Source organism: Anabaena sp. WFMT (assembly GCF_051781005.1).
GTDB lineage: Bacteria > Cyanobacteriota > Cyanobacteriia > Cyanobacteriales > Nostocaceae > Anabaena.
This window is the reverse complement of the sequence record NZ_JBPWOA010000006.1, coordinates 405,001-429,834: the sequence shown is the minus strand read 5'-3', so window position 1 is coordinate 429,834 and position 24,834 is coordinate 405,001. Positions and strand designations below refer to the sequence as shown.

Annotated in this window: 20 protein-coding genes and 1 CRISPR repeat array; of the genes, 11 read left to right on the top strand and 9 right to left on the bottom strand. The window is 39.1% G+C overall.

The genetic code is table 11. The features are described 5' to 3' along the window. The first annotated feature begins 59 nt into the window (after nucleotides 1-59). The 4 genes from cas4 (at nucleotide 60) to ACSQ6I_RS06545 (ending at nucleotide 5,554) form a co-directional block, all read left to right on the top strand. Nucleotides 60-668 carry a CRISPR-associated protein Cas4 gene (gene cas4, locus ACSQ6I_RS06560; protein ID WP_438889567.1) on the top strand — a complete coding sequence of 203 codons (609 nt, stop codon included), beginning with the start codon at nucleotides 60-62 and terminating at the stop codon, nucleotides 666-668. 86 nt (nucleotides 669-754) lie between these two features. Then, nucleotides 755-1,756: a type I-D CRISPR-associated endonuclease Cas1d gene (cas1d, locus tag ACSQ6I_RS06555; protein WP_438889566.1), complete on the top strand. Its 1,002-nt coding sequence runs from the start codon at nucleotides 755-757 to the stop codon at nucleotides 1,754-1,756. A 33-nt stretch (nucleotides 1,757-1,789) separates the two neighbouring features. Further along, a complete protein-coding gene (cas2, locus tag ACSQ6I_RS06550; protein WP_071189814.1) occupies nucleotides 1,790-2,062 on the top strand; it encodes a CRISPR-associated endonuclease Cas2 in 273 nt (90 codons plus the stop codon). A 226-nt stretch (nucleotides 2,063-2,288) separates the two neighbouring features. Next, nucleotides 2,289-4,664: direct repeats of the CRISPR family, unit length 37 nt; unit sequence ATTGCAATTTCTATTACTCCCTATTAGGGATTGAAAC. A gap of 80 nt (nucleotides 4,665-4,744) precedes the next feature. Next, nucleotides 4,745-5,554: an Rpn family recombination-promoting nuclease/putative transposase gene (locus ACSQ6I_RS06545; protein ID WP_438889565.1), complete on the top strand. Its 810-nt coding sequence runs from the start codon at nucleotides 4,745-4,747 to the stop codon at nucleotides 5,552-5,554. A 93-nt stretch (nucleotides 5,555-5,647) separates the two neighbouring features. Here ACSQ6I_RS06545 and ACSQ6I_RS06540 read toward each other — a convergent pair whose 3' ends face one another. The 5 genes from ACSQ6I_RS06540 to ACSQ6I_RS06520 all read right to left on the bottom strand — a co-directional run bounded on the left by ACSQ6I_RS06540 (nucleotide 5,648) and on the right by ACSQ6I_RS06520 (nucleotide 8,933). Continuing rightward, nucleotides 5,648-6,697: an anthranilate phosphoribosyltransferase family protein gene (locus tag ACSQ6I_RS06540; protein ID WP_438889564.1), complete on the bottom strand. Its 1,050-nt coding sequence runs from the start codon at nucleotides 6,695-6,697 to the stop codon at nucleotides 5,648-5,650. A gap of 37 nt (nucleotides 6,698-6,734) precedes the next feature. Then, the gene (locus ACSQ6I_RS06535) at nucleotides 6,735-6,932 is read right to left on the bottom strand and encodes a hypothetical protein (RefSeq protein WP_438889563.1); all 198 of its coding nucleotides are present in this window, start codon (nucleotides 6,930-6,932) and stop codon (nucleotides 6,735-6,737) included. A gap of 13 nt (nucleotides 6,933-6,945) precedes the next feature. Continuing rightward, the gene (locus tag ACSQ6I_RS06530; RefSeq protein WP_438889562.1) at nucleotides 6,946-7,887 is read right to left on the bottom strand and encodes a LysR family transcriptional regulator; all 942 of its coding nucleotides are present in this window, start codon (nucleotides 7,885-7,887) and stop codon (nucleotides 6,946-6,948) included. A 226-nt stretch (nucleotides 7,888-8,113) separates the two neighbouring features. Then, nucleotides 8,114-8,554: a ubiquinol-cytochrome c reductase iron-sulfur subunit gene (locus tag ACSQ6I_RS06525; RefSeq protein WP_438889561.1), complete on the bottom strand. Its 441-nt coding sequence runs from the start codon at nucleotides 8,552-8,554 to the stop codon at nucleotides 8,114-8,116. Between the two features lie 67 nt (nucleotides 8,555-8,621). Continuing rightward, on the bottom strand, nucleotides 8,622-8,933 hold the full coding sequence (locus ACSQ6I_RS06520) for a PIN domain-containing protein (protein ID WP_438889560.1): 312 nt from the start codon (nucleotides 8,931-8,933) through the stop codon (nucleotides 8,622-8,624). 583 nt (nucleotides 8,934-9,516) lie between these two features. Here ACSQ6I_RS06520 and ACSQ6I_RS06515 point away from each other — a divergent pair. The 6 genes from ACSQ6I_RS06515 to ACSQ6I_RS06490 all read left to right on the top strand — a co-directional run bounded on the left by ACSQ6I_RS06515 (nucleotide 9,517) and on the right by ACSQ6I_RS06490 (nucleotide 17,871). After that, nucleotides 9,517-11,079 (top strand): ferredoxin--nitrite reductase, encoded by a 1,563-nt coding sequence (locus ACSQ6I_RS06515; RefSeq protein ID WP_438889559.1) that lies wholly within the window; start codon nucleotides 9,517-9,519, stop codon nucleotides 11,077-11,079. Between the two features lie 133 nt (nucleotides 11,080-11,212). Beyond that, on the top strand, nucleotides 11,213-12,712 hold the full coding sequence (locus ACSQ6I_RS06510; protein WP_438889558.1) for a NarK family nitrate/nitrite MFS transporter: 1,500 nt from the start codon (nucleotides 11,213-11,215) through the stop codon (nucleotides 12,710-12,712). A gap of 126 nt (nucleotides 12,713-12,838) precedes the next feature. Then, entirely contained in the window at nucleotides 12,839-15,097 is a 2,259-nt protein-coding gene (locus ACSQ6I_RS06505; RefSeq protein WP_438889556.1) for a molybdopterin oxidoreductase family protein, read from the top strand. 215 nt (nucleotides 15,098-15,312) lie between these two features. Beyond that, entirely contained in the window at nucleotides 15,313-15,771 is a 459-nt protein-coding gene (locus ACSQ6I_RS06500) for a phosphate-starvation-inducible PsiE family protein (RefSeq protein ID WP_438889663.1), read from the top strand. Nucleotides 15,772-15,808: 37 nt separating this feature from the next. Further along, on the top strand, nucleotides 15,809-16,264 hold the full coding sequence (locus tag ACSQ6I_RS06495; protein ID WP_438889555.1) for a nitrate reductase associated protein: 456 nt from the start codon (nucleotides 15,809-15,811) through the stop codon (nucleotides 16,262-16,264). Between the two features lie 236 nt (nucleotides 16,265-16,500). Next, on the top strand, nucleotides 16,501-17,871 hold the full coding sequence (locus ACSQ6I_RS06490; protein WP_438889554.1) for a PrsW family glutamic-type intramembrane protease: 1,371 nt from the start codon (nucleotides 16,501-16,503) through the stop codon (nucleotides 17,869-17,871). A 300-nt stretch (nucleotides 17,872-18,171) separates the two neighbouring features. On the opposite strand, the gene ACSQ6I_RS06485 is transcribed toward ACSQ6I_RS06490, so the two are convergent. From ACSQ6I_RS06485 to ACSQ6I_RS06470, 4 genes are all read right to left on the bottom strand, one after another. Next, on the bottom strand, nucleotides 18,172-18,795 hold the full coding sequence (locus ACSQ6I_RS06485; RefSeq protein WP_438889553.1) for a hypothetical protein: 624 nt from the start codon (nucleotides 18,793-18,795) through the stop codon (nucleotides 18,172-18,174). 136 nt (nucleotides 18,796-18,931) lie between these two features. Then, nucleotides 18,932-20,509: a CHAT domain-containing protein gene (locus tag ACSQ6I_RS06480; RefSeq protein WP_438889552.1), complete on the bottom strand. Its 1,578-nt coding sequence runs from the start codon at nucleotides 20,507-20,509 to the stop codon at nucleotides 18,932-18,934. Between the two features lie 226 nt (nucleotides 20,510-20,735). Further along, entirely contained in the window at nucleotides 20,736-22,703 is a 1,968-nt protein-coding gene (locus tag ACSQ6I_RS06475; protein WP_438889551.1) for a protein phosphatase 2C domain-containing protein, read from the bottom strand. 89 nt (nucleotides 22,704-22,792) lie between these two features. Next, on the bottom strand, nucleotides 22,793-23,149 hold the full coding sequence (locus ACSQ6I_RS06470; protein ID WP_438889550.1) for an NAD(P)H-quinone oxidoreductase subunit M: 357 nt from the start codon (nucleotides 23,147-23,149) through the stop codon (nucleotides 22,793-22,795). A gap of 1,263 nt (nucleotides 23,150-24,412) precedes the next feature. Between ACSQ6I_RS06470 and ACSQ6I_RS06465 the strand changes: the two genes are divergently transcribed. Next, a complete protein-coding gene (locus ACSQ6I_RS06465) occupies nucleotides 24,413-24,691 on the top strand; it encodes an Npun_R1517 family heterocyst differentiation transcriptional regulator (protein WP_323311182.1) in 279 nt (92 codons plus the stop codon). Nucleotides 24,692-24,834 lie beyond the last annotated feature (143 nt).

Genomic DNA, 24,834 nt, shown 5'->3' with positions numbered 1-24,834 from the left:
AACCCAACCTATAGATAACTCTTTTTTTATTGTTTTGAGAATCTCATCCTTAATACTCTATGCTGGTTCAAAATTTAAACTCTGATGATTATGTGAATATTGCATCTTTAAATCAATATTCCTATTGTCCTCATCGTTGTTGGCGGATTCATTGTGCTGGTGAGTTTATTGATAATCAATACACTATTGAAGGCACAAGTTTACATGAAAGAGTTCATACTGTGGGCGAAGTAAATCGTGATGAGACTTGGCAGATACGGGCAATTTATTTGAAGTCTGATCAATATCAACTTATTGGTAAGTCTGATTTAATTGAGTTTGAAAATGGTGAATTTTACCCAATTGAATATAAACGCGGACAGAAGGGAGAATGGGATAATGATGAGTTACAAGTTTGCGCTCAAGCTTTGTGTTTGGAGGAAATGACGGGTAAAAATATCAATTCTGGTTATGTCTATTATGCTCAAACTCATCAAAGAAAATTAGTAGAAATTACGCCGGAATTACGAGCTAGTACGATCGCAACTATTGAAGCTGTGCAAATGTTGTTGTTTACGGGTGCTATGCCAAAACCTGTGAAAACAAAACGCTGTGATGGTTGTAGTCTTTATTCTCGATGTTTGCCTCAGGCTGTTGAGAAGGTTGGGCGATATAAAGAGGCAAATTGATTAGTTTTTAAGCGAGGCAGAGCCTCTTGAGTGCATTCCCAGCCGGAGTCTGGGAACGAGAAATAAATACAAGTTGAGGATTAATTATGGGGACTCTTTACGTTACACAAAATGATTCTTTTGTTGGTAAGGTTGATGAACGAATTCATGTGAAGTTTGAGAAGAAGGTTCTTCAAGATATTCCGTTTATTCATTTAAAAGATGTGGTTGTGTTGGGACGTGCGACTGTTTCGCCGGCTGTTGTTTTTGAGTTAATGAGTCGTCATATTCCGCTTTCTTTTATTGATGAAAGGGGTCATTATTTGGGACGTTTAGAACCGGAGATGACTGGGAATATTTTCGTTCGTAAGGCTCAATGGCAAGCTGCGGGTGAGTCTCTTCAATCTGTTCATGTTGTGCAAGGTTTTATTAGGGGTAAGTTGAAAAATTACCGTCAAGTTTTGATGCGTTGTCAACGGGAATCTGATGTTGATTTGTCTAAATATATTACTCGCATTGAACAAACTATTTCTCCGATTGATTCAACTCATAATATTAAGTCTTTGCGTGGGTTGGAAGGTGCGGGAAGTGCTGCTTATTTTGGTTGTTTTAATCAGTTGATTCGTAACCCGGATTTTACTTTTACTAAGCGTGTGCGTCGTCCACCTACTGATCCAGTAAACTCTTTATTGAGTTTTGGTTATTCTTTGTTGCGTCATGATGTGCAAGGTGCTGTGAATATTGTGGGTTTTGATCCATATTTAGGATACTTGCATTGCGATCGCTATAATAAACCTTCTTTACCTCTAGATTTAATGGAGGAGTTTCGGCCTTTGGTGGTAGACGCGGTGGTTTTATCTATTTTCAATAAGCAATTATTAACACCAGCCGATTTTATCTCTGAACCTTTAAGCGGTGCTGTTTCTCTCACTCCTGAAGGACGCAAAATCTTTTTAACACAGTACGAAAAGAAAAAGCAATCGGAGTTTAAGCATCCAGTGATGGGTCGTAAATGTACTTATAGAGAAGCTTTTGAATGGCAAGCTAGATTACTTGCTAAATACTTAATGGGTGAAACTGATAAGTATCCTCCTTTGGTTTTGAAGTAAGGAAGAAGGGAATAGGGAACAGGGAATAAGTTGATGAATGTTGTTGTTTCTTACGATATTTCTGAGGATAAACGGCGGACTAAAATCCATAATATTCTCAAGTCTTATGGACAATGGGTGCAGTATAGTATTTTTGAATGTCAGTTAACTGATACCCAGTATGCTAAACTGCGATCGCGCCTCAATAAGCTAATTAAACCGGATACTGATAGCATTCGCTTTTATTTCCTTTGTGCTTGCTGTTTTGGTAAGGTGGAACGAATCGGTGGTGAACAACCCCTGGATACGACGATTTTCTTCGCTTAATGCGCGAGGGGGTGGGTGTAAAAAATCTGGGTTCTCAAAAAATGTCTGAATTCACATCTATACAAGGCTTTGATGGATTTTTTTGATTCACCCACCCGCGCACCTTACACAGCAAGGGTTTCAGCTATTTTCACTCTTGACACATTTTCTGAAATGGACTATGATGATTTTGTCCGCGCAACCGCACCTTGAAAACTATATATGTAAAGGCTTTCAGCCTCCCGCTATTGCAATTTCTATTACTCCCTATTAGGGATTGAAACATGCTTCTTGCGGTTGATATTAATGACTTTCATAATTATTGCAATTTCTATTACTCCCTATTAGGGATTGAAACACCTCTTTCCTTGGAACAAAGGAGAGAACTGACTAAAGGATTGCAATTTCTATTACTCCCTATTAGGGATTGAAACCATAAGTTGCAGATGGACGGAAGTATTTAACAATAATTGCAATTTCTATTACTCCCTATTAGGGATTGAAACTCATAATCTTCCTCCTGTTTTTCCTTAAAGACGACATTGCAATTTCTATTACTCCCTATTAGGGATTGAAACTTGTATGAATATCTTTGACTAGAATCTTTGCGGATATTGCAATTTCTATTACTCCCTATTAGGGATTGAAACAACGCATTGGCGCCTGTGGCTTTAGCAGGTATTGATTGCAATTTCTATTACTCCCTATTAGGGATTGAAACGCATAAAAAAGCAGATACCTTTTTAGATATCTGCAATGATTGCAATTTCTATTACTCCCTATTAGGGATTGAAACTGCTCCCAACCTGGGATGTTCCATTATTTTTCTCATTGCAATTTCTATTACTCCCTATTAGGGATTGAAACATCATTATCAGAATATTCATGATGCGCCCAGATACCAATTGCAATTTCTATTACTCCCTATTAGGGATTGAAACGCAAATATTCCTTTGCTGATTGTATTTCTTTTTTTAAAAGATTGCAATTTCTATTACTCCCTATTAGGGATTGAAACTTTGCAATAGAGCCGATTCTACAAATACTCATGCTATTGCAATTTCTATTACTCCCTATTAGGGATTGAAACATGGATTGCGATCGCTTTGATTCCTCAACTGATGCTTGATTGCAATTTCTATTACTCCCTATTAGGGATTGAAACCCCTTGATGATGAGTTATCAGATGGGTTAGAGGATATTGCAATTTCTATTACTCCCTATTAGGGATTGAAACCCCTTAGTTCTCCTCAGGGTGTAGCGGTCTTGGCGCAATATTGCAATTTCTATTACTCCCTATTAGGGATTGAAACAATAATTGCGGTTAGTCTCAAACAATTAACTGATGATTGCAATTTCTATTACTCCCTATTAGGGATTGAAACTCGCTGCTTTCCCATTTCCCGGCATCCCTAATTACATTGCAATTTCTATTACTCCCTATTAGGGATTGAAACAATTTATTGCCGCTTAAATTAGCTTTTAATTTCTTCTTGCATTGCAATTTCTATTACTCCCTATTAGGGATTGAAACAAATACTGTAGGTGGCTTAATAAGGGCTAATTTGAATTGCAATTTCTATTACTCCCTATTAGGGATTGAAACTCCGGCAAGAGTACCTTGACCTCCAAAATTAGCTAATTGCAATTTCTATTACTCCCTATTAGGGATTGAAACCTTAAACCAAAGCTTAAGAAGGTCTTGAGTACGTGATTGCAATTTCTATTACTCCCTATTAGGGATTGAAACCCTGGTAACCCTCCTCCTGAATGGAAGGATTGGCATTGCAATTTCTATTACTCCCTATTAGGGATTGAAACTCTTTGGTGTTCTCGGCTATCGTCACATCATCAGCTAAATTGCAATTTCTATTACTCCCTATTAGGGATTGAAACATTTTTATAAAACCACGCTTTAACCGTTGCCTTTGTGGGATTGCAATTTCTATTACTCCCTATTAGGGATTGAAACCTTCAATAGAAGTGGTTGGGGGTGGAAGTGTGGCAGATTGCAATTTCTATTACTCCCTATTAGGGATTGAAACAAATACCCCATAAAAAACATCATTTACAAGATAAGAATTGCAATTTCTATTACTCCCTATTAGGGATTGAAACTTTCTCAAGATTCCTAACAGCGTCAAGGGGAAATTGCAATTTCTATTACTCCCTATTAGGGATTGAAACTCTGGTAAGCATGGCTTTTATTGGTAGGAGTGACATTGCAATTTCTATTACTCCCTATTAGGGATTGAAACTGAGCAGGCAAAGAACGGGGAACGGGGAACGGGGATTGCAATTTCTATTACTCCCTATTAGGGATTGAAACTGCTGCGTAAGACTTGAGTAAGTCGTAGGCTTGGTCATTGCAATTTCTATTACTCCCTATTAGGGATTGAAACCGACATTCTCATCGGGCCATATTCATCAGGAAATTGCAATTTCTATTACTCCCTATTAGGGATTGAAACTTAATAGATTACAGATATTTAATATTATAATAGTTGCAGTATTGCAATTTCTATTACTCCCTATTAGGGATTGAAACATGCTTTAGCTGTCTGATGGCACTTAAATACTCTGCTTATTGCAATTTCTATTACTCCCTATTAGGGATTGAAAACGTGTAGGTAAATGCAGAGTTGATCGCTACAGAAGATGGCAATCTTGCTTATGTATCAAAATTTCTGATAAAGTTGTTTAATGTTTGACAATCTGTGTAAATTTCTTGTAGAAAACTTTTCTAGCGATTTCGCTACTTGGTTGTTAGGTGAACCCATAATCCTAACTGAATTAAGTCCAAAAGAACTATCCTTAGAACCAATTCGCGCTGATGCTCTTATTCTTAGACAATCAGAAGAAATGGTCGTGCATATTGAGTTTCAGACTCAACCAGACAAGAACATTCCTTTTCGCATGACAGATTACCGTTTGCGGGTATATCGTCGCTTTCCTACCAAGCAAATGCGTCAAGTAGTGGTTTACTTGCAAAAGACTGATTCAGAACTCGTTCAGCAAACTACATTTACTTTAGAAGAAACGTTCCATCGTTTCCAAGTAATTCGCTTATGGGAACAACCGACAGAAACATTCTTACAAACTCCCGGTTTATTGCCTTTTGCAGTTTTAAGCAATACTGGTAATAAAGTCAACACTTTGCAGGAAGTGGCAACCGCCATAGATAAAATCCCTGACAAACAGATGCAAAGTAACCTGGCTGCATCTGCATTTATTTTAGCTGGGTTAGTATTAGAAAAAGAAGTGATTCAGCGTTTGCTGCGGAGAGATATTATGCGTGAGTCAGTAACTTATCAATTATTGGTAGAAGAAGGTCGAGAAGAAGGTCGAGAAGAAGGTCGGAAAGAAGGTCGAGAAGAAGGTCGAGAAGAAGCTGTTCAGCTTGTTGCTGTCAATATGCTCAAAGAGGGTATGTCTATTGAATTTGTGGCAAAAGTAACTGGTTTAACGTTTGAACAGGTGCAACAATTACAAGCGACAAACTCAGGGGATTGAGTGCCAAGGGTATCCAAAACCCATTAGAAGCCTTTGCCAAAATTCCGCCAAATAGCATTGAATATGTGATTTCTAATAGCTTTTAGACCATTATTAAACTTTTTGATTAGACAATGGCAGTAGGAGAAGTTGATTAGCTACAGCACCACTAATAAATAACTCCTCTGCCTTAGCAATACCAGAAGTCATATCTGGACAAATACCACTCAACCAAAGATAAAAACCGCCATTCCATAAAGCAGTTTGCATTAGTTCACCTGGTTTACCAGCCAAAACAGCTTGAAAATCGGTTATTAATTCCTCCGTAGTACCAAGAGGGACATTTTTGGTAGTAAAACCATAATCACGGGGTGCGAGTTGTAACCGTTCTAACTCTTGTGAGTTAGTTGAAGATAAACCGATAATAGCAGTGCGATCGCGCGGTAAGTCACAACTACCTTCCAAACCTTTGACAAAAGTATATTTTCTTGTCCCTCGTAACCCCAAAGCCACCTGAAACATAGCCTCTGTAGGGGGATGAACAAACCCAGCAATAATATGAGCATCCCCAGCGTAAGGACACCAAATTAACTCCATAGTCGCTAATGGAGGACGCTTACCAAGTTGATCACGATATTCCCAAAGCTTTTGAGTGAGGGGAAAATGCTGTGGTGTGTAAACAAAACCAATTCCTGTTTGCTCAAAAACCTGCTGAGTTTGAGCCAGTGATAAAGTAGTCCAATCGACTCCTAAACCTTGCCATATCTCTATTAAAGGTAAACCATATTTTGTCGGAAAGCGATCGCCCCCATGCATTACCACTGGTTGTCCAGCAGCAGCTAATAACAAAGCCGTAATAATATTAATTGGTGCAGTCCGAGTTCTGCCATCATAGGGTATACCTAAAACCATCACCGGACGTGCAGCATCAATTGGTTGCAACTTTGGACCCAACTGATCATAAGCATCCAACATCCCTGCTAACTCTTCCCCAGTGGGACGTTTAATGCGATGAGCAATCAAAAATGCGCCTATTTGCGCCGGTTTTGCCTCACCCAACAACATCATTTTCATAGCAGCAACAGCTTCCGCACGAGTTAAACTCTCAGACGTATGACTTCCGCTACCTACTTTTTTTAATAACTCTCTAAATATATTGCTCATTAGTTATTAGTTATGGGAACACCAGAAAATAAATTATTCAATCTTGTGGGATGGGCATCCTGCCCGTCCTTGATAATTTGCGGGCATATCTTGCCCGCACCACAAGAAATTTTTGTGCATTTTTTATTTGGAAGTCCCTATTAGGAAAATTACCTCTTCCTTCTTCTTTTTCTTTTTCTTCTTCCTTCGCGCCCTTCGCGCCTTCTCTTCGAGACGCTTCGCGAACGCGGTTCATTTAATCCATATTCTTATGAAGCCGAAAATTTTTGGTCAAATTGCGGAGGAATATTATCCTTAACTAATTGCCAAAAATGCTGAATAGGAGGAATCTGGAGACGGTCGTGAGTTGTTACCATCACAACCCGACGGGTCAAACTCGAATTATCAGCTAAATTAGTATTGCAGGCTAGAGGACGAACTGCCAGACTAGGATCACATTTTGCTTCCATTAATGCAGACTGAGGTAATAAAGCAATGAGTTCTCCTTGACGAACTACACCGCGAAAAGCATCTAAAGTGTTTACCTCCAAAGCCGCGATAAGTGTAGCTTCCAGTCGCTCAAATCTATCTTGGATCAGACGTTGCATCCCATATCCATCTTTAAATACCACTTGTGGATATTGAATTAAATCTGACCAAGGGATAGATTCATACTTGGCTAGGGGATGATTAGCTGCGGTTAAAACTTCAATTGGCTCTTCATATAGTACTTCTACCGCCATTTCTCTACCAGTGATGAGAAAGCGATTATGCATGACAATTGCCAAATCTACCAGGCCGTCTTTGAGAACTTTGAGAGAGCGATCGCTTCCTAATGATGTTACACGCAACTGTACATCTGGATAATTATGGCAAAATTTTTGCAGAACTGGTGGTAAATAAGATGCACACACCGAATGAATAGCCGCAATACATAATTCTGGCTGTTTTCCCGCGACTAAATCCGCTAATTCTGCCGTTGCAGTTTCCCACTCTTGGCAAATTTTGCGGACACGAGGTAACAATCGTTCACCCCCTAGCGTCAGTTTAGCGTGAGTTGTTCTATGAAATAGTTCTACACCTAAATCTGCTTCTAGTGCTTGAATTTGTCTGCTGACAGTCGATTGAGTCACACCACACTTTTTTGCTGCTTGTTGAAAACTGCCTGTTTGTGCGATCGCCAAAAAAGCTTGCAACTGCTCTAAACGCATTTTTAGTAGCCTGGATTACATTTGAGGCTTTCACTTCCTCAGTTTAGTAGATTTTGATACCAATTTTAAAATCAATCGGCAGTTAAAGAACAGAATTGAGAAATCTGGGTTTAGCATTGCTAAACCCCTCCAAGAGTAAAACCAGACTTAATGCTTGATAGCACAGCGTGGTAGTAGCCATTTTTTGATTTAAATTTTGTGTTTTATTTACCTGCGATCTGCTGTATTAAGCTGTTTTTACAAAGACAGAACCGCTTTCAATCTTAGCTAGGTAAGTTTTTAGTGGTTTTTCGGCTGGGCCTTCCTGCACTTTGCCATCACGGGCAAATTCTGCATCATGACAAGGACAAACAAATTGATTTTTCTCTGTTTTCCATGCGACTGTACAACCTTTGTGAGTGCAGGTAGGGTTAACAGCAATCAAACTTTGGGCAGCTTTAGATGTACCCACTACTAAAACTGCACCCACTGGTGAATCTGATACTAATAATTGTCCCTTCTTGTCTAATTCTGCCACAGTACCCACATTTTCCCATTTCTGAGTAGCTGCATCAGATGTGGAAGATGCTGTAGTGGTCGTTTCAGGAGAACAAGCAGCAAGTGCTACAGGTAAAGAACTAGCTAAAAAACCTAAACCCACCCAATTGATAAACTCACGACGTTTCATAGTTGTTGTAATTAATATCTGATTTTCCACTAATATATATTATTACTTCTAAACTTTGGTACTGTCATTATTCCTGTAACCAGTTCTCTAAACTTAATTCTTCAACTCTCAATAAATCACTATCATTAGAAACCAGAATAAAACCTTTAATAATAGCAGTTGCAGCAATTAAAATATCTTCTGTTTGGATTGGTAATCCTCTTAATCTGAGATTTGCATGAATTTCTGCCACTTTTTCTAAAATCGCTAAATCATCTAGAAAAATAATTTGGTAATCTTGTTCAATTTTATTAAAAATTTCTGTTTGCTTAGGGGAATTAACAGCAAGTAAACCTCTTTTGATTTCAAAACAAGTAATGCAACTAATATAAATTGGCACACCTTGAAATTTCACTGCTTCTAACTTGTGCGTAATCTGCGAATTTTTCTTAATCGCAAAAAAAACAATAAATGGTCGAGGTGATAATGACCCATTTTTAACCAAGAAGCATCTTTAGAGTAAGCCACAAAATAAATGATCCTGTTTTGTCATGCTGAGTGTAGCAAAGCAAAACGCATCCCTTACGGGAGACGGAGGCTCTAGCATCTCGGAGGATTCTTCACTACACTTTGTTGCGTATGGCTATAGCTTGCGTGACGACCTAGGAGTCATACGCCACACTATGCCTACGGCACACTACGTGAACGTGAACAGAATGACATTGGGCATTTCTTTTTAATGCCTTATGTTGTTTGTATTATCCAAAAAAAGCAATTGCTATATCCGTTTTCTGCATAATCACTCAAATTTCGTAACCTACTATACGAATTGTGATGAAAAATCACCCTAACGTAACAACATCGCAACTGTTACACCACCAACCAGGAAACTACTATCAGTTATTTCCCCAAAGTGGCAAGTACAGAACCGATAAGAACACGGATACACAGTTAATCCAATCCTGTTCCCCAGAAAACAGCCCATGACAGAAACAGCAACTACCACCGAAAAACTCAATAAATTTGAGAAATTCAAAGCCGAAAAAGACGGACTTGCAGTTAAAGACGAAATAGAAAATTTTGCCCACATTGGTTGGGAAGCAATGGACGAAAACGACCTCAACCATCGCCTAAAATGGTTAGGTGTATTCTTCCGCCCAGTGACTCCCGGTAAATTCATGATGCGAATGCGTTTACCTAACGGTATTCTCACCAGCAATCAGATGTCTGCTTTAGCAGAAGTGGTACAGCGTTACGGTGAAAATGGCAGCGCTGATATTACCACCAGACAGAATATACAATTACGCGGGATCAATATTGAAGATATCCCAGATATCTTTAATAAATTTCACAAAGTTGGCTTAACCACCATTCAATCCGGGATGGATAACGTCCGCAATATTACAGGTGATCCCGTCGCGGGTTTGGATGCGGATGAGTTTTATGATACCAGAGAATTAGTGCAGCAAATTCAAGATATGCTCACTAACAACGGTGAAGGTAATCCAGAATTTAGCAATCTTCCCCGTAAATTTAATATTGCGATTACTGGCGGAAGAGATAATTCAGTTCACGCAGAAATTAACGATTTAGCCTTTATTCCCGCTTTTTCAAAAAATCAAGATCAATTACCAATATTTGGTTTTAACGTCCTTGTCGGCGGCTTATTTTCTGCAAAACGTTGTGAAGCAGCTATTCCTCTAAATGTTTGGGTATCTCCCGCAGAGGTTGTATCACTATGCAAAGTCATTGTTGAGATTTTCCGAAATCATGGCTTACGCGCAAATAGACAAAAAGCCCGTTTAATGTGGCTACTTGATGAATGGGGTATAGAAAAATTCCGCGCTGAAGTAGAAAAGCGCTTTTGTAAATCATTATTACCCGCAGCAGCTAAAGATGAAATTGACTGGGAAAAACGTGATCACGTAGGGATATATCAACAAAAACAACCTGGATTTAACTACGCAGGTTTAAATATTCCCGTTGGGCGATTGTATGCTGATGATATGTTTGAAATTGCCCGATTAGCCGAAGTTTATGGCAGTGGAGAAATTCGCTTTACAGTCGAACAGAATATCATTATTCCCAATATTCCCGATTCTGGTTTAACAACATTTTTTACAGAACCGATATTAGAGAGATTTGCAGTTAATCCTGGTTTATTAATGCGATCGCTAGTATCATGCACCGGCGCACAATTTTGCAACTTTGCATTAATAGAAACCAAAAACCGCGCCTTAGCAATGATTAAGGTTTTGGAATCTGAACTAATCTTATCACGTCCCGTGCGAATTCATTGGACAGGATGCCCTAACTCCTGTGGACAACCCCAAGTAGCAGATATTGGCTTAATGGGAACAAAAGTCCGTAAAAATGGCAAAATGTCCGAAGGTGTAGACATTTACATGGGTGGAACAGTTGGAAAAGACGCACATTTAGGAACTTGTGTGCAAAAAAGTATTCCCTGTGAAGACTTACAACCCATATTGAGAGAAATACTAATTACCAAATTTGGTGCAAAATTGCGAGAACCAGCAATTGTTTAACCTCAAAAACTAGACATCAAATCATCCGCGTTTATCTGCGTTTGATAAATCATTAATTTCGGCAATTTCATAATTGTCTGTGGATTTTCATATCCAATTTTTCAGAGATTTAATTACGTTGTAAGGGAAGCAAATGCTAAAAGGATTATTTTCATTAAAAGGTCGCTATCGCATATTACATCAAACATGGTTTGCATTTTTCTTAACCTTTGTTTGTTGGTTCAACTTTGCCCCCTTCGCTACCACAATTGGGAAAGAATTAAATTTATTACCTGAACAAATTAAAACATTAGGCATCTGTAATTTAGCCTTAACAATTCCAGCCCGAATTATTATTGGGATGTTGCTGGATAAATTTGGTCCCAGAATTACCTATTCCCTGTTATTGATGTTTGCTGTTGTTCCCTGTTTAGCAACAGCATTAGCCCAAGACTTTAACCAACTAGTTATCAGTCGCTTATTAATGGGAATAGTCGGTTCTGGATTTGTTGTTGGTATCCGCATGGTAGCCGAATGGTTTCCTCCCAAAGAAATGGGAATTGCTCAAGGTATTTATGGCGGTTGGGGTAACTTTGGCGCATTTGGAGCAGAATTTGCTTTACCAACAATTGCAATTGCAACTAGCTTTTTAGGTGGTAGTGGTTCTAACTGGAGATTAACAATCGCATTAACAGGAATTGTTACCGCAATTTATGGCGTATTTTACTACAACAGTGTTCAAGATACACCCATTGGTAAAGTTTATAAAAAGCCCAAGAAAAATGGCTCTTTAGAAGTAACATCAATCAAAAGCTTTTGGGCGCTGATTGTTTCTAACTTCGGGTTGATTTTTGCATTAGGTTTATTAGCTTGGCGCTTAGAACAAAAAAATATTCACTTCTTCACCACCAGCCAAATGTATATAGCTTGGTTGGCATTAGCAGGATTATTCGCTTACCAAACTTACCAAGCATATCAAGTTAATCAAGAATTACTAACTGGGCAAAAAACTTACCCTGCAAATCAACGCTATCAATTCGGTCAAGTAGCATTACTAGAATTCACCTATATTACCAACTTTGGTTCAGAACTTGCGGTCGTTTCCATGCTACCTTCCTTCTTTGAAAAAACCTTTGGTTTAGAACACGTAGTAGCCGGAATGATTGCTGCAACCTATCCCTTCTTAAACCTAGTTTCTCGTCCTAGTGGTGGTTTAATTTCTGATAAATTAGGTTCTCGTAAATGGACAATGACAATTGTTTCATTGGGGATTGCTGTTGGTTATTTAATGGCACATTTTATTAACAAAGATTGGCCTATCCCCCTAGCAATTGCAGTGACAATGTTCGCTGCTTACTTTGCTCAAGCTGGTTGTGGTGCAACTTACGGAATAGTCCCATTAATTAAAAAAGAAGCAACTGGACAAATAGCAGGAAACGTCGGCGCTTACGGCAACTTTGGTGGCGTAGTTTATCTCACAATTTATAGCTTAACCGACCCATCAACCCTATTTACTACAATGGGTGTAGCGGCAATGATTTGCGCCTTTATGTGTGCATTCTTCCTCAAAGAACCAAAAGATTCATTTGCATCTGATAATGAAAGCGAAGCAGAAATAATTAACCATCAACCGATTTTAATCACAGAAGAATAATTGTCTCACGCAGAGGCGCAGAGGCGCAAAGGTAAGAATAGAAAGAAAACATATTCCTACATCAAAAATCCTCCTCATTCTCTCCGCGCCTCTGCGTCTCTGCGTGCAATAAAAAATACTAAAATTATGAATGAATTCACAAAAACACTTTGTCCTTATTGCGGTGTTGGTTGTGGTTTAGAAGTTTCCCCACCAGCCCAACATGGAAAAGCTACAAATCGAGATAGTGAAGGAACTCCAACTTGGCGAGTTAGAGGTGATAAATCACATCCTTCTAGTCAAGGAATGGTATGTGTCAAAGGTGCAACTATTACAGAATCATTAAATAAAAATAGATTGCATTATCCAATGATGCGCAATTCTTTAGATCAAGAATTTCGCCGTGTTAGTTGGGACGAAGCTTTCAATCTTATTACCAAACGGATTCAAACATTACGCTTACAGAATGAAACAGATTCTATCTGTATGTATGGTTCTGGACAATTTCAAACTGAAGATTATTATATTGCTCAAAAATTACTCAAAGGTTGTTTAGGTACTAATAATTTCGATGCTAATTCCCGGTTGTGTATGTCTAGTGCGGTATCTGGGTACATTCAAAGTTTTGGTGCTGATGGGCCTCCTTGTTGCTATGATGATTTGGAATTAACTGATTGTGCTTTTTTAATTGGGACGAATACAGCAGAATGTCACCCGATTGTTTTTAATAGATTGGCAAAATATCATAAGAAAAATCGTCACGTCAAAATGGTAGTTGTTGATCCACGTCGCACTCCCACCGCAGAAGCCGCAGATTTACATTTAGCTATTCGTCCCGGAACGGATATTGATCTATTAAATGGTATCGCACATTTATTAATGAAGTGGAATTATATAGATACAGCTTTTATGGATGATTGTACTAGCAATTTTCCAGCTTATGCAGAAGTAATTAGTCACTATTCTCCTGATGTGGTAGCACGTCAATGTGGTATTAATATTGAAGATTTAGAAACTGCTGCTAAATATTGGGGGAAATCCAAATCTGTACTTTCTTTATGGTCGATGGGTGTCAATCAATCGTCAGAAGGTACAGCTAAAGTTAGAACTATTATTAATTTACATTTGATGACGGGACAAATCGGTAAGCCTGGCGCTGGTCCCTTTTCTTTGACTGGTCAACCTAACGCAATGGGAGGAAGAGAAGCGGGAGGTTTGGCACATTTGTTGCCGGGCTATCGGTTGGTAAAAAATGACAAACATCGGGCAGAAGTTGAGGATTTTTGGGGTTTAGAAAGGGGTAAAATTTCACCTATTTCTGGTTTAACTGCTTGGGATATGATTACTGGGTTGGAATCTGGAAATGTGGGTTTATTGTGGATAGCTGCAACTAATCCTGCTGTGAGTATGCCAGATTTAGAACGCACTAAAAAAGCGTTGTTAAAATCGCCTTTTACTATCTATCAAGATGCTTATTACCCTACAGAAACATCGGCTTATGCTCATGTTTTATTACCGGCGGCACAGTGGGGTGAAAAAACTGGGATTATGACTAATTCTGAAAGAAGAGTGACGTTGTGTTCAGCTTTTCGTGAACCACCAAGGGAAGCAAAACCAGATTGGGAAATTTTTGCAGAAGTGGGACGACGTTTGGGTTTTGAGGATAAGTTTGCTTTTAATAATTCTGCGGAAGTTTATGCTGAGTTTGTACAATTAACTCGTCAGCGTCCTTGTGATATGTCTGGTTTGAGTCATCAAGAATTAGAAGCACATGGACCCACTCAATGGCCTCACCCAGAAAAGAAAGCAAAACCAATATTTATTGATTCAGACACAGGAGTTATGAGTTTTGAACTGGAAGAAGTAAATGATTCTCAAGTCGAAACTCAGAACACAAAACGTCTTTATACAGATTTACTCTTTCATACTCCTGATGGACGCGCTAGATTTGGGGCATACTACTCAAAAGGACTTGCTGAACCACCTGATCCTAATTATCCTTTTATATTAACTACAGGACGACTTTACGGACATTGGCATACACAAACGCGGACGGGTAGAATTGAGAAAATTCGCCAAATGCACCCGGAACCGTTTATTGAGATTCATCCCCGTGATGCTGCGACGCTGGGAATTATTGATCATCAGTGGTTAGAAGTGCGATCGCGTCGTGGTAAAACTAAGTTTCCCGCTAAAGTTACAAAAGCTATTTCTCCTGGTACTGTCTTTATCCCCATGCACTGGGGTAAGCTATGGGCTGATGATGCTGAAGCAAACAATCTCACCCATTCAGAATCTTGTCCTGATTCTCTGCAACCAGAATTAAAAGCTTGTGCTGTGCAGCTAGTCCCAATTCCTGTAGAAAATACTGTTCAAAATTATCAACTTCAGTCTTCACAATGGTAAGCTTCTAAGTGAATTCCTCATCAACTGATTGGTACTAGAGTCAATAATTTATAGTTACGATTATTTTTTTTGATTCTTGACTTGGAGAAATAAACACCTGAGTGCTTGTTTTTTCTTGACTTTAGGCAGTTAAATCGGCTTAAGTCCTATTACCAAAAAGGCAATTGCCTTCATGAGGATTTCTAACTGTTGATTGAAGCATGGGACACTACCTAATGAAGAAATTATTTAAGCAAATTAAATCTTTGACCTGCGATGATAACTTCATGTACCTCATTGAAAACATCGTGGTGGTGGTTTCTAAGATTCTCTCTATTTTGATGATGGTGGTAATTTTTGCCGCTATTGGAGATTTGAGTTTCTTTCTGTTTAAAGAGTTATTCAATGTAACTTATGGTAACTTTAATACCATTTTATTTAAGGTATTTGGTTTATTTTTAAATGTTTTAATTGCCTTGGAAATTTTAGAAAATATCACAGCTTATATACAAAAACACGTCTTGCACGTAGAATTAGTAATTGTGACTTCTTTGATTGCTGTCGCCCGAAAAATTATTATTTTAGACTTAGAAAAGGTCTCAGGAATTGATATTATTGGCTTAGGAACTGCTGTACTTGCCCTTTCAATTAGTTATTTCATAATTCGTTCTAGTAGACCTAATCATAGAAATTAGTTCATTCCTAGATGATATCGGAAATTTTAAAGTTTATATGAAAACCGATTTTTTTGAATTTGAAGCAGATTTTGTTGATGCTCTCCGTTGTATACCGATGCTGGTACGTTACAAGTTAGATACCTGTGGTATCAAACTCAAATTGTCTGATTGGAATCAAATGACTTTATCAGAACGTGCTACTTTAGTTCAATTACCCTGTGCCACAGAAACCGAAATTCAGTTTTATCAAGAGTATCTACAAAAATTTGTTTTAGACCATACAGGTATACCAGCTACCCGATTACCAATTGACCCTCTTCCCCCTTGGATAGATGCTACAACTGTACCACTTAGTATTCAGGATAAAGCACAAGAAATAGGCATTACTATCACCTTACAACAGTGGTTGGGGTTAACACCCTTACAACGTTTTGCTCTGATTAAACTTAGCCGTTCAGGACATGAAAACAGAAACTTTTCCAGAGCCATGACAGAATTTAATCTGATTTAGTCAGTGCTTAGTGGTCAGTTTTTAGTTATAAAATAACCGTGAATCGACATTTGTTGGTTTCTGGGGTTTAAATTCGGCATTTTGTATTTTTAATTGGAGCAAAGCAACGGTTGGTGAGGCTATAGTGTATTTATCAATGGTGCTGCTGTTAATATGGCTAAAGTTAAGTCTACTACCAATACATTTGATAGCGTGGCGTAAGCCATAGAATTTGTTTAGACACACTCACTAACTCGATGACAGGCAAAAACGCAAGACATAATGCATTTCTGCGGCTAGTGTCTAGTAAGGTCGTAGCTTCTGGTTCAGAATCTCGCTACTCGCTGCTTCCTAGTCAAGAGATGGTCATTGGACGCGACCCCAGCTGCCAAGTTGTCTTGGATGCCATGATGTACCGGATGGTATCTCGTCGTCATGCAGTGGTTCGTCCCTTATCTTTATCTCCAGATAGCAGATTCAGTTGGGTAATTTGCGATTTAAATAGCGCTAATGGCACTTTTTTAAATGGACAACGGTTGCAAGGTTCTCAGGAATTGCACCAAGGCGATCGCATTTCTCTGGGTGCTGATGGGCCGCAATTCATTTTTGAGTATGAATTCGTCCCTCAAGTAACACTAATGACAGCTAACCAAGGGACAGTAATTGCATCGGGAAATAATCGGCAACGGCAATCACAGCACGATTCGGTAAGCTTCACACAACTGTTTCCCATTATTTCCACTGGTAAAGATCTAACTCGCAAAGCTTACCTTGTACCGGGAATATTAACAGTTATCTTTGTTGTGTTGATGTTTGGGACTGTCGGCAATCCCCAAGCAAATCAAGTGATTGTCGGGTCGTATATCGCCTCTGCTGCTTACTACTTTGTTTATCAACTATGTGGTAAACCTAAGCCTTGGTGGGTACTCATCGCTATGGCATTGAGTACAGCACTGATTTTGCTCAGTCCTTTATTAGATTTTTTTATCTTTGTCTTTCGCGTTATTCTTCCTGGTAGTTTACCCTCGTCTCAAGACTCGATTACCTTCACAGAATTACTGGTGCGGATGTTTTTTGGCGCTGGTTTGATGGAAGAATTTCTCAAGGCATTACCAGTATTAGGTGCATATTTTATCGGTAATTCCTTGCCATCACCTTGGCGAGAACGGATAGGGGTCTGGGAACCTCTAGATGGTATTTTGCTGGGAACTGCTTCGGCTGTGGGTTTTACTTTGCTAGAAACTCTTGGTCAATATGTACCTGTAATTACGCAAAATGTCACTCAACAAGCAGGGGTGGGTGCTGGTCAGCTGGTAGGTTTACAGTTGCTGATTCCACGCATTTTAGGCTCTGTAGCTGGACACATGGCTTACAGCGGTTATTTGGGGTATTTTATCGGGTTAGCTGTCCTCAAGCCGATGATGGGTTGGCAGATTCTCTCGGTTGGTTATTTGAGTGCCTCTGCACTTCATGCTTTGTGGAATGCTACGGGTTCTATTAATGCCTTGCTGTTGGTGATTGTGGGTGTTTTATCTTACGCTTTTTTGATGGCGGCAATTCTCAAAGCACGGGTTTTATCACCAACGCGATCGCAAAATTTCGCTACTCGCTTTCTCGAACCCAAATAAAATACTTATCAGGGACTGGGGACTAGGGACTAGGGACTAGGGAGTAATATCTTTCTTCTGCTTCCTGCCTCCTATCACCTATCACCTATTCCCTAGATTTTTTATGTCTAAGGATAGATGGTTTAATTTTCCTAATTAGTCTATATGTGGTTTATGCTGACGCAGTTATGGCTAAAAAACTAAAATTCAGCAAGTGAATTTGAGACACAGAAGCACAGCGCCACAAAAAATTAAAAGGTAATTACCATCCTAATTCAATATCAGCCCGTGAATGAGGGCATAAAATTAAAATTAGGTTTTTCAGCTAGAAAGTTGTTTGAGAGCATAGTCTGCGATCGCTAAACTAACTTTGGCCTGTTCTATTTCTGATAAACTAGTCCACTCTCGATTTTCAATATTATTGATTACAGATGTCAAATGTTGTTGTTCGCTACTTCGCATAGAGTATGCAAAAGGACGGGCTAAAACTAATAGATCATCTGTTCCCCAAGTTGGTAGTAAAGCTTGAACACATTCTACTAGTTTTTCACTAGCTGATTGTTCTAAACTAATAATCTCCGCTGCTTTTTGAGCGATCGCATTTAGCCAACTGGAAGGAACAGAGGCAGCAAAAGCACTATGCAAGGATGCTTGTAGACCTTTAGCTGGCTGTTCATCATGATCAGTTTTAGAATGATAAACTTGAGACCAAATTGCATCGAGATTGTGATAAAAATCTTGCGTTTGTGTAGCCAGGTCTTCTTCTAGTAAATCCTGCCACCCAAGCTGCTGCTCTAGTTTGTTAAAATACGCTTCTGATTCCTGATCATCGGGATTCCAGGGATAAGCAGCATCTTCAGGTTGTAGTAGTATTTCTAATAACTCTAGATCTACTGAAGATTTTAAATCGTGACAAGTATGTAAACCGTTAATTTTATTAATCATGTTTCACCTCATAATTAATTAGCCTTGTTGACAGCTACAACTGGAAGGATCAGATTTCCGCAAAAAATAATTAGACTTGTCTTGTGTTCAGAGTAAATTGTTAAAGTCCAAAAATTTGTCGGTGGTTATTTCTCCCTTAGGGTTCTTCAATCAGAAACTCCCATGTTTCAGCTTTAGCGCTACCAAACTTTAAATGCATTCCCGATCTTAGAGGCACTTCCTCGCGGAGAATTTGTTGCCAACCATTTTGACCTAAACACCAAGTTGTACCATAGGTAGAGAAATCTTGCAGATAGTAAGTTTGAACTGATTTAGTCCCAGTGAAAATACTTCGGCATAAGATTTCGGCATGGCGTTTAGAAACATAGAGTTCGGGAATGATAATATCATTGTCCTTTGTGCGACCAATACGAGTGACACCAGAACGCAGTAACCAAGTTTTACCTTCTGGGGAGAGCGATCGCAAAGAAGCTGTGGGTATTGGAGAACCTAGTCCAGAAATAGCGGTATCGGGTAATTCTGTAACTCCTTCATCAATACCTTTAATCAGATCACCATGAAAATCTGGATGTAGGTAGAGAACTGGTAATGTCCAAGCAGGTTGATTGAACTTATAGATTGTTAACAGTTCTTGCCTAGCTGCGGCTACTGCCTCATCAATTGGTTTCCGCGATCGCAATGCTTCTGCAAAAGCTTGAATAAAACTGTGACTTTCTTGGTCTGCAATTTCATCCCGCATTGCCAGGACCGCAGGTACACCATGACGGATGAGTACTTCTGCTAAACTACTAGCTGGTATCGCTTGTTGATTAATTGTCGCTGGTTGCGCTCCCCAGCAAGCATTAAACACCCCAAGTTTTACACCTGTGCGGGTTAGTACTTGGGCTAATTCTATACCATTTAGGGTCATATCTGTCCCCAAAAATAATAAACCACCATCTGGAGCAGGCAGACCGTGGCCAGCGAAAAAAAACACATTATAAGCTTTGGTTTCCAACTCTTGAATTAACTGTTGTGGAGTGGGTTGCAAGAGTGTCTTCACCATACAGGCTGATACAGAATTTTTACCAGATGGACTACATTCTGACAATATTTTCTCCAGAATAGCAGCTTCTTTTTCCAATTCTAGATTGTCATCATGTCCTAAAACCAATAAGACATTTAAAGCTGGATCAGCTCGCAAATTTGGTAAGGGTTCAACTTCACTGGTAGTGCGACTAAATAAAATATCTTGGGAAAGAGATATTGCTGACTGTCCGGGTTCGCGCTGCATAATTTCCCAAGGTAGAGCAATGAGATCAGGGTCACGAATTTCTAAGCGAAAGCGCAAACGTTTATTTTGACCCATAGCCATCCCGCGACTACGTTCTAAACTACCTAGAATTGCCCCATCGAATACCCAACTCCATAAACTTATGCCCAAATATTGCATCAAACGACTACTGTAAGGACTTGTTGTTTGACCAACCAGGGGTGAACTCGAATTAATTGGTAATGTATTTACTCCTGGAGATGTCGATAATGAACCAATATCTATGGGGCTATGACCAGCAAACATTTGTTGCCATTCTTGCCAAATTTGACTAAGTTCAGTAGCGAAAACACAGTCACGCAAAACATAACCACTGGGATAGGGAGCCTTAACCACCCAAATAGCGAAGTTATCAGTGCCAGTATTTACCAGACGGGCGATCGCCAGATTCAGGCAGGACATGGATTTGTGGAAACTAAACTCTAAGAACAAATAATTGACAATAAACTTTTTTGTCCAGCAGGAAGAAATTTGTACCTAGTGAATTTTTGATTTTGTTTATTACCTGCATTATCATATCCCATGACGGTGATGATAATCACTAATGCAGTGTGGCGGAAATATCTATCCAGTTAAAAAGCCTTCTATATCTAATCATAAAAGCTTTCTTTCCTGCTACCTCCAAGCACTAAGGCGCGGGCGGTTGACCAACTGGTGCGGGCGAAAAATCTTCCTGTTTCTCCAAGGTTTCTGGTGTAGGTGTTTCAGTTATTGTTGGTTGTGGACTAGCAAATGGAATTAGGGGATCTGTAATTCTAGAAGGTAGCTGCCGTTGGATTTTGAGCCAATATCCCAATGAACCTGCTGCTAAAAGTACCCCTAAAAGAATTAGTAATTGGAGTGGTAGTTGAGAAGCACGCACCGGCTTAGTTTCGGGAATTACCTGAGTTTGCTGATGGGAATTGCCTAAAATTGTGCTGTTTGTTGTTTTTGGTGTCAAATCTACCGTTTTGCTGGCTGAAATAGTAGTAACAATATCTGCTTTGAGAGCCACCTCTGGTTCGGAGTATTTGACTTGAGAATGTACTAAAGCGATCGTGACATTATCATGTCCATTTTTTGTATTAGCGATTTCTATCAGTCGCTGGGCAGCATTTTCTATATTTGTATCACCAGAAATAATTGGTAAAATTTCTGTTTCCCAATACTCTTCCACTCGGTCAAAATCACTTAATCCATCGGATGTGAGGAGAAAGACTGCATCTTCATCAATGATAAACCTTTGGGATGTTGGATGCAATGAGGCGCTTTTACTCATCCCTAAAGCTTGAACTAAAGAACCAGAACCACTATGTTGTAATGCTTCACGATAAATAGCATAACCTAAACGTACCTCGCGGGAAGCCACATCATCATCCAGGGTAACTTGATAACAACCGTGGCGTGTAATCCAGTAGGCACGACTATCACCGATATGGGTAATGTACATTTCGTAGGCAATGGGTAAGGCCATTACCAAGGTCGTTCCCATCCGTTGTCTTCCTTGGCGATGTTCAGTATCATTGCGTTGACTGATTTTATCATTAACAAGCGCTACAGCCTGTTCCAAATCATTTAACAGCAGTAAGGGATCTATGTTTTCATAAGGAACAGAAGTTAGTTCTTTGACCTGCTGCTGAATGGTTTCAATGGCTAAACTTGATGCTATGTTGCCGCCTTCATGCCCACCAATACCATCACAGACGATAGCTAAGGCAGTTTGTTGAGGCGGCTTACTCACAACTACACCACTAGAAGGGTAACAAGCATCTTCGTTCCGTTGACGACTAGGGCCTGTGTCTGTTCGCGTGACGATTTTAATGGTGGTTTGGGTGGGTGAATTCCGTCCCGATGAGGTTTGCCCTAATCCTGCCAATCCTTGATCTAAAACTTTAATTAATAGCTCAGATGTGTTAATTTCGCCGTGAATGAGAGAATTGCTAATTTGCTTGACAAATTCAGCTATGGCTGGCTTGGCTTCTTTGAGCAGTTGTTGCCAAAATTCTCCTAATTGCGATAATGTTGGTGCTGTTTGTGAATCAAAATGTAATTCTAGTAACCTCACTAAAGACCCTTCAACTCGTAATAAATTGGGGTCTAATAAGCTAGAGGCTACTCCTTCGGTCAAAAGGGGTTGCCACAAATGAGCTAACTGCCATAGCCAATTCATTTGCCGTATTGATGAGGCATCACCCCAAGCCGTTGTTAACTTGCTGCACAGATTGATTTGAGAGGCTGTACTATCAGCTAATAGGGGTGGTTGTTCTAGGAGTAATAGAGATTGCCCCTCGTTAATAGAGAGCATCCCATATATTTGCGGGATGTGTAAGCGGTAAGGAATTAGCTTGAGATAAGCTTGAATCTGCTGTAAATTATCTAATTCAGGTATTTGGGGTAATAAACCAGGCTTGAGATCAAAAATTATTGATTGACTAATAACTAAATAGCGATCGGCTAAAATTTCTCCAGGAATACCCAAGTTCAAACTATCTCCCACTGCCCGGAGGTAACGCTTAGGTAAAGGTGTGGAACATCTCTGGCAAAACTTGTAGGTCAGGGGGTTAACAGCTTGACAATATTCATTTGGGCAGTAGAGCGTTGCCGCGTCATTTTCCATATTTGTCGAACCGATCAGCGATTGGCAATTTATTTAACATTATTTATTGGTGAGTTACAAAATTTATAACTCACCAATAACTCATAACCTTATTGATTTGCGTTGGCTGCAACTTGGGGTAATCCCATGCTGTAGTTAGTCACACGGCTAGAGAGATTGTAGCTAATTTCGCCTTTTTGTAGGAGCGATCGCAGATAATGCTCTAGGTCTGACCCAATTCGGCGTAAGTTATAATCTGTGAGATCTACACCACTAGAAGCCTCTACCAGTTCATCAAACTTGCGATAAACTTTTTGCAGAGTATCTTCATTCCAGTTGAATTCGTTGTCTGGGTCAATATCTAACGTCAATACATGATTACTAGGAACTAGTTCATCCTTGTCCATTTCCGCCGCAAAAATGCGAATATGACGGGTTGTGGACTTGAGCAGCATCGGGTTATCCATAAAAATGTGTAAGATTTTGGTTAATTACACTGCAATCATTTTAACTGCTGTGCCTGAGCTTCATTCTCTCAACTTACGAGCTTTTAGCGCAGCTTTAGTTCCCTGTGGAAGATATTTTGTGAGCTTTAACCAGCATACTGTCTCGGTAGGTTACTGCTACTACTAAAATTCTAGGGTTTGAAGCGGATTCTGTGGCTAGAGCCGAGCGAGCAGATGCGGTTTGATTTTGTCACACCACACACATTAGAATAATTATACTCTAACATTTTCCTAACCTTGCAGGAAATTTGTCAGCAGAACAGTGAGAAGCAGACAAAAAAAGGTGCAACTTCAAAAAGCGGGATGTTTTTGTATTAACTTTAGCTTTTTGGTACTGAGAATCGTTAATTTTTACTTGTACTAACTCTGATTTTCCACATCAGTTATTTCTTAGTCATTAAGCGTTAAAATCAGTTTCTTAATCTTATATCCATGCCTTAAAATACCCCAAATAGCGGTATTATATTGTAGCAAGACCTGAAAAATTGATCACTTATCAGGTCACTGAAGCGGAAAAAGAATTGCTCAAGCAATATTATGAGCAAGAGTCAAAAAATCAAATTGATGTTTTGTGGGAGTTGATGAGATGATTGAGACGGATGCTCAAACCTGAAATTTCAATATTTTTTCAGTATAGCTAGTAATATTTAAAACTTGCTGTACTTTTTTGTAAAATTCTGGGCTAAAATATCCTGGTTTAGTCTGTGTGATACTCCAGAACAAAATTTTTACAGTTCATAATTTTACTGATTAACTCCTTTTAAGCTCACGGATAAAAAAGCGAACATTTAGTAATTTAACTTAAATTGTCCACTATGTTACCTAGCTTTAATCGAAAACAAAACCTAGCATTTTTACTTAAGTAATAATACTTAGTATACCGTAAAAAGAAAAACGGTTATTGACGTTTAGATAAAGTTGATGTAAAAACTTTTAACAAGGTTTGGAAAGTTCTTACAGAAACTTTATTGTATGGAATCTTAAAAACTGAATAATAGTTTATGACTCACATATGCCATAACTAGCACAGGATCATTAGAAATTAGACAGTAAAAATCTAGATGGCACACAATAGGAGAGTGAAAAATGGAATGTAAATTTGATGGATGAGGAAAAAATCTTAATTGAAACACCTCTTTGTATTCGCAAGAAATATAAAGAATTTTTTTCTGAATCTTTAGCACCTCAACTACATGAACACCAAGTAAAGGAATCTTCAAGACTATGAACTCCAAAGCATTACCGCGCCAAATAAATAATCTCGAAGTGGGTGTTTATGAGTGCGAAATTCATCTCAAATTCCGTTTGATTGAGGAAAAAAGTCTATTGGGCGATCGCGAACAACTTTTACAGGTGCTACTAGACGCACTAACTGAGGGTTCTGATGACTTTTTGGAGACACTACAAGCGTCTGTGAAGGCGCAGGAGGTTTCTGAGTTTAAAGCCTCGCCTCAAATGAGGCGTCAACTGATGCGCTTACGGAATTTTGCTGAAAATAGCTAATAGTTACAAGGTGTAATTTTGATTTGATAGAATTTGACTTGTGTAATGTGAATATACAATTACAAGCAAAAATATCACCTAAGAAAACTTCGAGCAAGCATCTACATTAGCCCTTACCCTTTGCACTACCAACATACCTGGAT